Origin of the sequence: Pelobacter seleniigenes DSM 18267, assembly GCF_000711225.1 — a bacterium.
GTDB classification, from domain to species: Bacteria; Desulfobacterota; Desulfuromonadia; order Desulfuromonadales; family Geopsychrobacteraceae; genus Seleniibacterium; species Seleniibacterium seleniigenes.
In genome coordinates this window covers 292,694-306,013 of record NZ_JOMG01000001.1, presented here as the reverse complement: position 1 = coordinate 306,013, position 13,320 = coordinate 292,694, and the positions used below count along the sequence as shown (strand labels likewise).

Genomic DNA, 13,320 nt, shown 5'->3' with positions numbered 1-13,320 from the left:
GCAGCCTAGCGCCTGTGTTTAAATGGCGCCCATATGGCAACCAAAAAACATCACAAAACGACAACTTCATCCCCCCTGGAAACCGGAGTCATGAACCACAGCTGGCGTGAGCAGCGCTTGCGGGTGGCATTGATCTATCCCAACAGCTACCACGCGGGGATGAGCAACCTCGGCTTCCAGACCGTTTATCAACTGCTGAATCAGCGTGACGACTGTCTGTGTGAGCGTTTTTTTCTGCCTGACCGGCAAGCGGGGCAGGGCGTTCCGACGCAACTGCTTTCCCTGGAGTCGGGTCAGCCGCTGCGGGCCTTCGATGTGTTGGCCCTGTCCATCTCCTTTGAAAATGATTACCTGAACCTGCCGCCGATCTTTGCCGCCGGGGAGATTCCCTGGTTGGCCGAGCAGCGGACCGAGCAGGACCCGCTGGTGCTGCTCGGCGGAGTGTGTGCCTTTATCAATCCCGAGCCCCTGGCCCCGGTCGTCGATGTCGTGGCGGTGGGGGAGGCTGAACCGTTGTTGCCGGGCTTGCTGGCGGTGCTGGGCAACACAGCTCTCGGCAGGCAGGAGCAACTGGCCGAACTGGCCCGGCTGCCCGGAATCTATCTCCCCGGTCTGTATCAGCCCCGCTATGCCGAGGACGGGACCGTTGCCGAAGTCACCAGGAGTGCTGCCGCCCCGGCTCGGGTCAGGCGTCAGTACCTGGTCGATCTGGACGTTTCGCCGAGTCGTAATTTCATCCAGACCGAGGCGACTGAATTCGGGGATATGGCCCTGACCGAGATTTCCCGCGGCTGTTCCCGCGGCTGCCGGTTCTGCGCCGCGGGCTATGTTTATCAGCCGCCGCGGGAGCGCGGGCTGGAGAACCTCCTTGAGCAGGTCGAACAGGGCTTGTGCGAACGCCGGCGGATCGGCCTGGTGGCAGCGGCAGTGGCCGATCATTCCGCTATCACGCAGCTTCAGCAGGGGATTCTCGAGCGCGGTGGGCAGGTCTCCGTGGCCAGTTTGCGGCTTGACGCCCTGACCGCCACGGAAGTGGAACAACTGCGGCAATCGGGGCACAAAACCGTGGCTATCGCCCCGGAAGCGGGGAGTCAGCGCTTGCGGGATTTCATCAACAAAGGGATCGATGAAGAGCAGATCCTCCATGCGGTCGAGCTCTTGGCGAACGGCGGGATCATCAACCTGAAGCTGTATTTTCTGATCGGCCTGCCGACGGAAAGCGATGCGGACATCGATGCGATCATCACCCTGACCAGGCGGATCAATGATCTCTGGCGTGAAGCCGGACGGGCTCGCGGGCGCCTGGGCAGCGTGATTCTGAGTGTTAATCCGTTTATCCCCAAACCCTTTACGCCGCTGCAGTGGGCAGGGATGGCCGGTGAAAAGGAGCTGAAGAAAAAGCTCCGTCGTCTGCAGAGCGGAATCGCCCGTATTCCCAATGCCCGGCTCAATCATGAGTCAATCCGTGCCGCTGTCCTGCAGGCCTTCCTGTCCCGTGGCGACCGCCGGATCGCAACGCTGTTGCCGACCCTGGCGCAAGGAGAGAAACTGAAACCGGTCTGTCAGCAGGCCGGCCTCGACAGTGGTTTCTATGTGACCCGGGAACGGGACGAAGCAGAGCTGTTCCCCTGGGAGATCATTGACCAGGGCGTTCGTCGCAGCTATCTGTGGCAGGAGTACCAGCGTGCCCGGCAGGGGCTGCTAACGCCCCCCTGCCGCCCCGGTTGCCGACGCTGCGGCATCTGTCACTGAGGCAGAGTCAGCCCGCGGCGCTGCATTTCCAGGCGAACCTGATTGCGGCGCTCGCGCAGATCCTGGCTTGGCGCCGGCTGGGGCAGGTCCGAAGAGAGGCCGACCCCGGTGCCGCTGTGGCGGCCGTAACTGCCAAAACCGAAACCCAGGCTGACCCGCGGACTGCCGGCGCTGTTGTCGACGATTTCAATCTGATCCTGCAGCTGATAATAGTAGAGGGTCAGGTCCTGATCGGTCATGGTTTGATATTCGCGCTCCAGGAGTGCGTTGGTTTTGGCCGTGTGACTGGCGCAGCCCAAGGGGAGCAGCAAACTCAGCAGCAGAGCTGCTTTGGCAATGCGCCAGAGAACCGGGTGGCCGGAGTGTGCGGGACGGTTTTGGAAAAAGGAATCAGCCATATGTCGAATCCTTGTCGTTGGCGGTCATGCCCGTGCTGTGCTGCGCGCAGGGCCTTGATTCGTTAAGTATAACGAATTTTCCCATCCTGAAGGAATGATGCGATGAAGAATAGAGCTGAGCAGGTGGTCCTGGTGACCGGTGGCGGGCAGGGGATCGGCAGAGGGATCTGTCGCCAGCTGGCTGCAGAAGGGCGGCAGGTGGTGGCCGTGGATATCGATGGCGAGGCGCTGGCCGAGCTGGAGCAGGAGCTGGGTGATAAGAGCGTAGTCTTTTGCGCTGACGTGGCCGATGAAGCGGCGATTCAAGCGGTCTTTGCTGCCGTTGGGGAGCGCTTCGACCGGCTCGATGCACTGATCAACAATGCCGGGCTGACCGGGACCGCCAGGGTTCCGCTGACTGAACTCGCCCTGGCCGACTGGAACCGGATGCTGTCCACCAACCTGACCGGGACCTTTCTGTGCAGCAAACATGCGATCCCCCTGCTGCGGCAGAATAACGGCGTCATTGTCAATATCGCCTCGACCCGGGCGCTGCAGTCGGAAGCCAATACCGAGGCTTATTCGGCCAGCAAGGGGGGAATTGTCGCTCTGACCCATGCCTTGGCGGTCAGCCTCGGCCCGGAGATTCGCGTCAACTGCGTCAGCCCGGGCTGGATCGAGGTGACTGGACTCAAGAAACAGAGTCGGCGGCAAACGGTGCAGCTCTCTGCCGAAGATCACCGGCAGCATCCGGTTGGTCGGGTAGGGGAGGCGCGTGACATTGCCGCCATGGTCAGCTACCTGATTTCGCCCGCTGCGGGATTTATCAGTGGACAAAACTTCATCGTTGACGGCGGCATGACCCGGAAAATGATCTACGCCGAGTAACCGACCCGGGGAGGCTGGCGGCATTTTGAAACTGCCTGCCGGTTGAAGCTCCGGCATATTTTGATTTCAGGCGAAGTCTGGACCTTACCTGCCGTAACTGAGCCGCAGCAGGATGATCCCGCTCAGGGTCAATAACGTAGCGACGACCTTTCCTTTACTCAGGCGTTCCCCCAGAAAAATGCTGCCCAGCAACAGGGCAAAGATGATGCTGGTCTCGCGCAAGGCCGTGACCAGGGCAATAGGGGCGCGGGTGAAGGCCCAGGTCACCGCCGCATAGGCGGCAAAGGACAAACCGCCGCCAAGCAGGGCCAGAGGCAGATTTTGCAGGGTGACCTTTTTGATAATCCCGGGCTTGGCCTTGGCTACCAGCGCGCCGAAAATGAGCGCATTCAACAGTGACATCCAGCCGTAATAACCGACCGCGGTTCCGGCCATCCGGGCGCCCAGCCCGTCGGTCAGGGAATAGGCGGCAATAAAGCCTCCCGTCAGCAAAGCCAGCAGAGCCGGTTTAAGATCTTTTGGACCATCACCTTTTCGCAGCGCGGAGAGGCTCATGATCCCCAAACCGATCATCGCCGTCGCTGTCAGTTGCGTCCCGGACAGGCTCACGCCCAGCAACAGCACTGAGGTCAGCGTCACCAGCAGCGGGGCAACTCCACGGGCCAGCGGATAGACCTGGGTCAGATCGCCGATGCGATAGGCATTGAGCAAAAACAACTGGTAACCGGTGTGGAGCAGGGCGCCGAGTAATAAATAAGGAATGGCGGCAGACTCCGGCAACGGATTAAAGCCGATGGCCGCCAGGCAAAAAGGGATGTGGCCGAGAACCACCGCGCTCATGCTGATGAATTTGTCCGGGAGGCTTTTGACCATGAAGTTCCAGGCGGCGTGGAGCAGAGCTGCGCAGAGAACGATGGCCATGATGGAGAGAGGCATAAGTAGCTCGCTAGGGTCATGTCGGTTGAAGGAAAGTTCCGTCCTGAGATTTTTAACACAGCTGGAAATCATGCGCTTTTCTCCTGTAAAAATTAATAAGCGAGAAAAGTGCCAACAATTTTGCTCTCTCCTCCATGGGCTCAGCAAGTGGTTTTTCAACCGTCTCCGCCAAGGATGGCGGTTCCGGCCAGAGGCCGCTGGTGGGAACCCGGAATTATTTAAAATGTATTTTTTGTACTCCGTCCAAGTTGGCGATCTCGCTGCTGAGATCGCGGCCGATTCGTCGTTTATGGCGGGTCAGGACAAAGTTATACTGAATCTGTTTATCTTTGAGGTTGTAATCAGCCTCGATACTTGAGATGCGCAATGCCCTGCTTTTGAAAATCTCCTGCAGCTGAGGGAAGGGGTCCGGTTCGGCGGCGGCCGTGATGTTCAGATGCAGGTAGCGGTCCTTATTGATATGAGGCTCGAGTTTTTTTAGAATCAGCAGGGAAAACAGGGCGATGACGGTGCCGGTCACCCCGCCGCTGACCAGCCCCATGCCGAATGCCATCCCGATGCCGGCCACCATCCACAGGCTGGCGGCGGTGGTCAGCCCGCGAACGATAAAGCCTTCCTTGATAATCACCCCGGCGCCCAGAAAACCGATGCCGGTGATGATCTGCGCCGCGGACCGGCCGGGATCGAGGCGGACCACGCCGGTGCCGGGCAGGTCGCCGTATTTGAGGAAAAACGCTTCGGAAACGATCATCATCAGGCAGGACCCTGCCGCCACCAGCAAGTGGGTGCGCAGCCCGGCCGGGCGGCCGTGACACTCCCTTTCGAGCCCGATAATCCCGCCCGCAGCAGCGGCCAGTAAAAGTTTGATCAGAATGACGAGTTCATAACTGCCAAAAAGTTCCGGACTGAATAGCATAAGCACCTCAATTTTGTCATTGTTACGGGCAAAAGTGATTGCGCCGCTAAAAACCATGAATTGTCACTCAATGGCCGCCGCCACCGCTTCGGCAAGCATGGTTCCGTTGGTTCAAGCTTCTCTTACGGTTTATTCATCCCTGCTCTTTTCGGGCGCTGTGCCGGTTGTTGCTGCGGTCCGCTGGCGTTTGTAAATCTGATAAACCGGCGGGACCAGCAGCAGCAGAATAATCACCCACAGGGCGATGGCCTGTGGCCGGTCAAAAAAGATCGCATAGCTGCCGTGTCCCATGATCAGGGCCTGGGCGAAGCCGGTCTCGGCAATAGGCCCGAGGATCAGCCCGAGAATCAGCGCGCCCAGGGAAAAGCCGGTTTTTTGCAACAGGATGGCGGCAAAACCGCAGATCAGGGCGACAAAGATATCCAATACGCTGTTGTTCATGGCATAGGAACCCAACACCGAGAACAGGCACACCACCGGGATCAACAGGGCAATGGGAGTTAAGGCGATTCTGGCGAAATAAGGCGCCATGAACAGTCCCAGCACCAGGAACACCAGGTTGGCGATGAACAGGGACAGAATGAAGGCATAAGTCATGACGCCGTACTTGGTGAACAGTTCCGGCCCGGGAATCAGGCCGTGGATCAGCAGGCCGCCGAGCAGCGCGGCGGCAACGCTGTTGCCGGGAATACCGAGGGTCAGGGTCGGGACCAGCGAGCCGCCGACGCAGCCATTGTTGCCGGCTTCGGCCGCAGCGATCCCTTCCGGATTGCCTTTGCCGTACAGTTTCGGGTTCTTGGAGCGGCGGCGGGCGATATTGTAAGAAAGGAATGCCGCGATAGTCGCTCCTTCGCCGGGCAGAATGCCGACGATGGTCCCCACCACTGAACCCAGCCCAATGGGTCTGAAGATCCCTTTCGGCAGCGGTTCGCTCTTGATCCGGGTTATCTTGGAGGTATCGGCAACGATGCTCTCGGCGCCGGTCAGTTCCAGCATTTGCGAGATCGAGAACATGCCGATCAGGGCGGGCATGAAAGCCACTCCGTCAAACAGATCGGTCAGCCCCATGGTGTAACGCAGCATCCCGGACATGGGATCGGTGCCGACCACTGCCAGGATCAGGCCGATCAACCCGGAAATAAGCGCCTTGACCAAACGGTTTTCATCATCGGCCATGGAGACGATGCCGGCCAGGCCGAGAATCGCCAACAGGAAATATTCCGGAGGGCCGAAGGTCAGGGCAAAAGTTGCCAGGAGCGGGGCGATCAGCAGCAGGACGAAGGCTGAAAAAATCCCGCCGGTAAAACTGGCGACCACCGAGACCTTCAGCGCCAGTCCGCCACGCCCGTTCTGGGTCATGGGGTAGCCTTCCATGGCCGTGGCCACGGCTGCCGGGGTGCCCGGGGTGCGGAGCAGGATGGCCGGAATCGACCCACCGTACATGGCGCCGCAGTAGACCCCGCCCATGAGCAGCAGGCCGGTCAACGGTTCCAGGGCAAAGGTGATCGGGATCAGCAGCGCTACGGCCATGGTCGCAGTCAATCCGGGCATGCCGCCGACGATGACCCCGGACGTGGTGCCGATGAAAATGGCCAACAGTGAAAGCGGAGTGAATAACTCCTGCAGAGCTTGTAGAATCATAGCTTCCAGACCTTTTAGAACAAGGAGCCTTCAGGCAGCGGAACCTCCAACAGTTTGACGAAGACCAGAAAAACAAACAGCAGCACGCCCGCTGTGGTCAGGCTGATGGAGAGCGGTTTGCGTGATCCCAGCAGCAGCATGGTCAAGGGCAGAAAGATGGCCGAGGCGAGATAGAACCCTGCCAGGGTCAGACTGAAGGCATACCCCACCAGCAGAATCAGCAGGCCCCAGAACTTGACCGGAGCAACGGCCAGCTGCATTTTCTCCGCTTTAGCCCGGGCCCGGTTTTTCACCCAGAGCAACAACTCCAACGCGCATAGCAGGCCCAGGGCCATCCCCAGAAAGCGGACGTACATTGCCGTGGAGCCTTGTACTGAAGCCGGGTAGCTTGCTGTGCTGCGGTAAAGCAGCACAGCAAGAACCAGAAACAGGCTGAGAATCAAGAATTCAGCAAGTCGTTTGGTCATGATCGGTTACCAGGGGGTCTTGTCGTAGAATTTCTGGGTTTCCGCTTGCAGGTCGGTCAAATAACTCAGGTACTCGGGACCGCTCATGGGCAGGCGGAACATCACCCCTTTGTCACAATCGGCGATGAATTCGGCATCGCTGTTCACTTTCTGCAGCAGGTCATCGAGCTTGGCGAGGATGGTCTTGTCCACCTTGGCCGGGGCCACGAAACCGCGGGTCGCGGTCATACTGACCGGATAGCCCTGCTCTGTTGCGGTCTGCACATCCGGCAGAATGTCCGAGCGCTTGGTGTCGAGGATGGCGATGATCTTGGCCTTGCCGGATTTATGCTGGGCCTGGAGCTGGGAGAGGTTCATGAAGCTGGCGTCGATATGGCCCCCCAGGATCATGGCTTTCTGTTCGGTGGAGCCTTTGGTCGGCATCAGGTTGAAGGTGACGCCGGTCTGCAGTTCGAACTTTTTGGCTGCAACGAAGTCATCGGAGCCGATCCCGTTGACCGCTGCGGTCAGGCTGTTCTGTTTGGCGGCAGCGATGAAATCCTTGAGGCTGTTATAGGGGCTATCCGCGGGGACGGCGACGATCAGCGGGTCCTGCATGGAGTTCCCCATGACGTGAAAGCTGTCCAGGGTGTAGCGAGCCCGTTTGGCGACGATGTGGGCAACGATCTGAGTTGTGAAAACCATGCCGATGGTATAGCCGTCCGGCTTGGCCCGGGCGATTTCTTCAAATCCTTTTTGCCCGCCGGAACCGCCGACGTTTTTAATGACAAAGTCGGCACTCGGCCAGTATTTCTTGGCGGCTTTGGCAAAAAGCCGGGCCGAGGCATCGGTTGAGCCGCCCGCTTTGGAAGGAACGATGATGGTGATCGGTTCTTCCGGATAAGCGGCGAAGACATAAACGGGAACAATCAGACTGAGGGCCATGGCGAGAACGATAATCTTGCGCATTTTTTTCTCCTGTTCCAAATGAAAGGTTTGACGACCTGCCTGACCGGCAGCAACACAATGGAGCAACAAGAGCGCACAGAGAGAGTCCAGCGGAGCGACCCCCTTGTCGACACCTGACCTTATTCATTAACAAGGATCGTACCAACTGCGCTAACCTGGAGAATCGTCTGGATTATGGGCGGATGAGGGGATGCTGAAGAGATGGGTCCGGGATCTTTGAGTCAGTTTTGACCCATTTTGTTCCTGGTTTGACCCGGTCTGTCGGCTCAGACCGGGAGCAGGGATCTCAGCTGCGGCGGAGGTTAAACTTCTGCATCCGCAGATAGAGGCGCTTGCGGGGAATTTTCAGCTGCTCGGCAGTTTTCTCGATGCGGCTGTGGTTGGCGGCGAGAGCGTCGGTGAGCAGCTTTTTCTCAAAGGCCCAGAGCTGTTCGTCAAGCCCGTGTTCGCCGTTTGGCACGGTGCCCTGCGCGGCGTCGCCCTGCAGGTCGAGGGGCAGGTCGAGGAGTAATTGCTGAGCGATATTTTTCAGCTCACGAACATTTCCCGGCCAGGAGTATTCCAGCAGCCGCTGCTGCTGGTCCTCGGTGACGTTCGGGACGGCACAATTGAATTTATCCGCCCAACGCACCATGAAATGTTCAAGGAGCAGCAGCAGATCTTCACGGCGTTCCCGCAGTGGCGGGATGCGGACCGGGGCCACATTGAGGCGATAGAACAGATCGGCGCGGAAACTGCCCGCATCGACCGCCTGGCGCAGCTCGACCTTGGTTGCGGCAATGACCCGGAAATCGACGGGAATCTGCCGGTTGCTGCCGACCCGTTCGATGGTCCGTTCCTGCAGGGCCCGCAGCAGCTTGACCTGGGTGTCGAGGGGCATGGCCTCGACCTCATCGAGGAACAGGGTGCCGCCCTGGGCATACTCGATTTTTCCGATCTGCTTATCCGAGGCGCTGGTAAAGGAGCCTTTTTCATGGCCGAAGAGCATGCTTTCCACCAGACTGGAGGGGATCGCGCCGCAGTTGAGCGCGACAAACTGGCCGGCACTGCGATGGCCGAAATCATGCAGGCACCTGGCCGCGAGCTCCTTGCCGACGCCGGTCTCACCGATCAACAGCACATCGACATCGATGGTCGCCAGCGAAATCAGCCGCTGCCGCAGCTCGCGGGTCGCTGCGGCATTGCCGAGCAGCCGGGCTTCGATATTCCTACCGGTCGCCAGCTGTTCCTTGAGAGCCCGGTTTTCCAGGGCCAGGCGTCTGCTTTCCAGAGCCCGCCTGGCGACATCGACCAGATATTCCGGCGGGGCCGGTTTCTCCAAAAAGTCATAGGCTCCGGCGCGCATGGCCCGCAGCGCCATGGGAACATCACCGTGTCCGGTCAGAATGACCACCGGGATCTCCGGGGCGGTGGCGTGAATTTTTCCAAGCAGGGTAATGCCGTCGATCTCCGGCATCTTGACATCGGTAATGACCACCCCGAGCCAGTCCGGGCGGATCTGGGCAAGGGCCTGATGCGGCTTGTTAAAGGTGCGGATGGCGTACCCTTCCAGCTCGAAGGTTTGCCGGCAGGCCTCCAGAATTTCGACTTCATCGTCAATCAGGTAAATTTCTCCAATCGGTGCGGTCATGGTCTTATCCCTCGGCTTTGCGCAGGGTCAGGCTGAACCTGGTTCCGCCGCCCGGGGCCGGGCCGGCTTCGATATGCCCCTGGAAATCTTTGATGATATTGTAAGAGATGGAGAGGCCCAAGCCCAGCCCCTGGCCGACTTCCTTGGTGGTATAAAATGGGTCGAAAATCGAATCAATGGAGTCCTCCGGAATGCCCGGCCCACTGTCACTGATATGAATGATGAGCCGGTCCCCGGCGATGTTGGCGGCGATGGCGATGCTGCGCTGATCTTCGGGCATGCTGCTGACCGCGTCGATCGCGTTGCCGATGATGTTGACAAAGACCTGTTCCAGGCGGATCGCCTCGGCCATGACTTTCCAGCGGCCGTCGATGGGGGGAAGATCCAGCCGGATCTGCTGATTGTCGATCCGGGTGGCGAGCAGGGCCAGCGCTTTTTCCAGCGCGGTCGCCAGGACCACAGGTTCCAGGGTGTTGGTGGTCCAGCGGGAAAAGGTTTTCAGGTGATTGATCATCTTGGCCATGCGTTCGATCAGTTCGGAGACCTTGCCCAGGTTTTGCTGGTGGGTCGCCAGGTCGTCCCGCTCCAGCAGCAGTCGGGCGTTATGCAGATAGTGACGGATTGCCGCCAGCGGCTGGTTCAGCTCATGGGCAATCCCGGTCGACAGCTGCCCCAGCGCGGCCAGTTTGCCGGCCTGGACAAGTTCGTCCTGAACCTTTTTCCGTTCCTGGACCTCCTGTCTGAGTTTGACGTTGATGCGGCTTAAGTGATCGGTCTTTTGCCGGACCCGTTTTTTCAGCAGTTCCTGGGCTTTGGCCCGCTCACTGACGTCATGGACGGTAATGATCAGGCTGCGCTGGTTGCGTTGCCGGACCGGATGGATCGACACATCGATGGGAAAACTGGTGCCGTCGCTTCTTAAGCCCTGAAAGGTCTGCGCCGGCGCGCTCTGTAGCTTGCCGGTATAGACATCGCTGCAGATGCGCAGCAACTGCTCGTGACCGTCGGCAAGGATCAGGGTAAACAAGCTGCGGCCGACCATCCATTCCGGTTGCACAGCGAACAGCTTGACCGCCATGGCGTTGAAAAAACGGATCGTGCCCCCGGCATCGGCAATAATCAGTCCGACATCGGCGTTATCGATAATCGCCTGGGCCTGGGCGTCCTCCATGGCCTGGGCGGTATCGCGAAACACGGCCAGGGCCCGGGTCATGCGGCCGATCTCATCGTCTTCAATGGGGGGGATGGGATGCTGCAGGTTGCCACCGGCAATGGCCTGCATGCTGGTGCCCAGCCGATTCAGGCGTTTGACAATATTGCCGCGGACGTAAAACCAGGACACCGAGGCTGCGGTCAGCAGGCTGAAAATCCCGAGCAGAATGAGCAGCAGACGGGCTCTGCCCAGGGTGTTTTTGGTTCCGGTCACCGCGGCGAAGGCATCGCTTCGGGTCTGGTTGACGACCTGGTCGATGACCTGGCGCAGTTGATTGACCAACACCCGGTTCTCGGCCAGGATGATCTGGCCGCTGGTCTCTTCGGCAATGATTTTCTTTTTGATACCGAATACCGAACTGTCCCCTTCGGCGAGGGCGAAGATTTCAGCCAGGACCTGGCGCAGGGTGACCGAGCTGGCCTGACTGGTCAGCCGTTCCATGCTGTCACGCAGCACGCCCAGGGCATCGTCAGAGAGCGCCAGCAGATAATCGACCTGGTCCTTACTAACCGAAGTCGGTGCTTGCAAGAGCAGGCTGACCAGCAGCACACCGTTGTCGCCGATCCGTTCAATCGCTTCTTTGTCCAGACGATTGTCCCTCAGTCGCCGGGCGGAAAAGGTTTTGTCGCCGCTTAAGGATGCGCCGATCAGGCGCTCTATTTCTGCATCCAGGTTGTAGCTCAGATCCTGGTTCAGGGGTTCGATTTCATCGAGCAGATCTGCATAAAGCCAGCGTAACCGTTCCATTTTTTCGGTCAGGGTCTGCTCATCGGTGAGGCGTCTGCTGACGGTGCTCTGCAACGCAGCGAGGTTGGCTTTGAGCCCTTCGACCAGGACTTCAATACTGTGTCTGAGCTGTGGCGAATTGATTTCCATTTTGCCGATTTGCCGATTGATGCGTTGCAGCAGGACATCCAGATCGCTGGCGATGCGATCCCGGCTGGGGACATCGGCCGCGGAAATCAGACTGGGTGCAACAGCGATGATCTGCCCGCCGATTTCGGAGAAGTCGGCCACCTGAATCACCTCGGGGAGGTGCTTGTCCATGATGGAAGTGAACAGGTCGTTGGAATGATTGAGGATCAGCAAACTGATCAGGCCGGTGACAATGGTGATGGCTGAAATAGTCCCGAAGGCCAGCAGCAGACGGGTCCAGATGCCGAATCGGATGGTTCGCTTCATGGGCGGTCCGCCTGTTGCTGCGGAGTATTTTCCGCAGCCTCGAGCAGCGTTTTGGCTTGGGCCAGGTTCTGTTCGATGAAAGCGTCCCAACGGTGGATGGTGGCGCGGTGGTCGGCCTGGGAGGACTCTCCGTCCTGCTCCAGACCGAGCCCGGCGATGAAGGCCGGATCACGGCTCTGTGCGGCAGTGACCGGCAGGGCGACGAGCAGAGCTAAGACCTTTTGTTTCAGGCTTTGCAGTTGCTGGTGATCCCGCTGCCAATTTTTTTCCAGCTCGATCAGCCGACGCCACAGGGTCCGCCTTTCCCGCAGTTTAAAAGTGATCATGCGGTCGAACAGCTCATTGACCAGGTGATAGCGCTGACGGGACAGGGTCACCGCAAACGCCCGCACTTGCTGGTGCCCTAACAGTTCTAGCAGGTTCGAAGTCCGTGCGCCGGCCGGAGGAAAAAGCTCTTCCGCAACGGGCAGGCGGCTGATATCGGGCTGCAGCAGGATGCGTTGTCCGTCCAGGCTGAGGATGAAGTCCATGAACAGATCGGCTTCCCGCTCATTCCTGCCGCCTTTAAGTCGGGCAATGGAGGCCGGCACCGGGAAAACCGGTGCTCCATAGCGAAAGCGGATATTATCTGACTGTCTGGCCAGGGCCAGGAAATCGATAACCAGGCCGATGCCGAATCGGCCGCTGCTGATCCCTTCCGGAACACTGAAGCTGCGGGCGGTGACCGTGGCAAAGTTGCCGGACAGCAGCAGTAATTGCTGCCAGCCTTGCTCCCAGCCCAACTCCTGCAGGAAATTTTCGACAATCATATGCGTGGTGCCGGAGCGCGCCGGGGTCGACATGGCGAGGTGGCCATAATAGATCGGCCGGGTCAGGTCGCTCCAGCGCTGCGGGATCGGCAGGCTCTCCTTGCGCAGGTACTGATTGTTCCACATCCAACCGACGCCGGAGAGGGCGAACCCGTAAAAGAAGCCGTCCGGGTCGTCAAGCTTGATATTATTGATGGAGACCAACGGGAAATCGCGCCGGTGAACGGTTTTTTGCAAGGCCTGTTCCGACTTCAGCAGATCAAAGGCATCCGCCGAAGAAGACCAGAAAATGTCCAGGTTGCGGGCGTTTCCGCGATGAATTTCATCCAGGGCCGCGGTGGTTTTTTTATTCAGGACCGAGACTTGAATGGACGGGTAAAGACGTTCGAACTGTTCCACAAAAGGGGTGTAAAAGCGCGGCGGAAAGGAGGTTAGAATAGTGAGATTCCGGGTCGGTTCAGCAGCTGCCGGTCCGGCCAGAACCAGCAACAAGCAGGCCCACCAGAAAAGAGCGTACCCGGAAAAACGATATTCATGCTCCATAGACTTATTCCTCTTTGA

At 59.1% G+C, this 13,320-nt stretch carries 11 protein-coding genes; 2 read left to right on the top strand and 9 right to left on the bottom strand.

Annotated elements, in window-relative coordinates; genetic code table 11:
• Positions 1-33: 33 nt before the first annotated feature.
• On the top strand, positions 34-1,752 hold the full coding sequence (locus N909_RS0101355) for a radical SAM protein (RefSeq protein WP_051689428.1): 1,719 nt from the start codon (positions 34-36) through the stop codon (positions 1,750-1,752).
• Here the strand turns inward: N909_RS0101355 and N909_RS0101350 are convergent.
• Positions 1,746-2,150, bottom strand: a complete 405-nt coding sequence (locus N909_RS0101350; protein ID WP_029910213.1) for a hypothetical protein — start codon at positions 2,148-2,150, stop codon at positions 1,746-1,748. The two genes, N909_RS0101355 and N909_RS0101350, sit on opposite strands and share 7 nt — an antisense overlap.
• A gap of 102 nt (positions 2,151-2,252) precedes the next feature.
• Here N909_RS0101350 and N909_RS0101345 point away from each other — a divergent pair, with 102 nt between their 5' ends.
• Positions 2,253-3,017 (top strand): SDR family oxidoreductase, encoded by a 765-nt coding sequence (locus N909_RS0101345; RefSeq protein WP_029910210.1) that lies wholly within the window; start codon positions 2,253-2,255, stop codon positions 3,015-3,017.
• Positions 3,018-3,101: 84 nt separating this feature from the next.
• Here N909_RS0101345 and N909_RS0101340 read toward each other — a convergent pair whose 3' ends face one another.
• The 8 genes from N909_RS0101340 to N909_RS0101305 all read right to left on the bottom strand — a co-directional run bounded on the left by N909_RS0101340 (position 3,102) and on the right by N909_RS0101305 (position 13,302).
• Complete coding sequence (locus N909_RS0101340; RefSeq protein WP_029910207.1) at positions 3,102-3,953, bottom strand: DMT family transporter; 852 nt, start codon at positions 3,951-3,953, stop codon at positions 3,102-3,104.
• 214 nt (positions 3,954-4,167) lie between these two features.
• Positions 4,168-4,869 carry an MgtC/SapB family protein gene (locus tag N909_RS23515; RefSeq protein ID WP_036682715.1) on the bottom strand — a complete coding sequence of 234 codons (702 nt, stop codon included), beginning with the start codon at positions 4,867-4,869 and terminating at the stop codon, positions 4,168-4,170.
• Positions 4,870-4,998: 129 nt separating this feature from the next.
• The gene (locus N909_RS0101330; protein WP_063336372.1) at positions 4,999-6,510 is read right to left on the bottom strand and encodes a tripartite tricarboxylate transporter permease; all 1,512 of its coding nucleotides are present in this window, start codon (positions 6,508-6,510) and stop codon (positions 4,999-5,001) included.
• A 14-nt stretch (positions 6,511-6,524) separates the two neighbouring features.
• Positions 6,525-6,977, bottom strand: a complete 453-nt coding sequence (locus N909_RS0101325) for a tripartite tricarboxylate transporter TctB family protein (RefSeq protein WP_029910199.1) — start codon at positions 6,975-6,977, stop codon at positions 6,525-6,527.
• A 6-nt stretch (positions 6,978-6,983) separates the two neighbouring features.
• On the bottom strand, positions 6,984-7,925 hold the full coding sequence (locus tag N909_RS0101320) for a tripartite tricarboxylate transporter substrate binding protein (RefSeq protein ID WP_029910196.1): 942 nt from the start codon (positions 7,923-7,925) through the stop codon (positions 6,984-6,986).
• 286 nt (positions 7,926-8,211) lie between these two features.
• A complete protein-coding gene (locus N909_RS0101315) occupies positions 8,212-9,555 on the bottom strand; it encodes a sigma-54-dependent transcriptional regulator (RefSeq protein ID WP_029910182.1) in 1,344 nt (447 codons plus the stop codon).
• Between the two features lie 4 nt (positions 9,556-9,559).
• A complete protein-coding gene (locus N909_RS0101310; RefSeq protein WP_029910179.1) occupies positions 9,560-11,950 on the bottom strand; it encodes an ATP-binding protein in 2,391 nt (796 codons plus the stop codon).
• Entirely contained in the window at positions 11,947-13,302 is a 1,356-nt protein-coding gene (locus N909_RS0101305; RefSeq protein WP_051689425.1) for an ABC transporter substrate-binding protein, read from the bottom strand. Before N909_RS0101305 ends, N909_RS0101310 begins: the two co-directional genes overlap by 4 nt.
• Between the last annotated feature and the right edge of the window lie 18 nt (positions 13,303-13,320).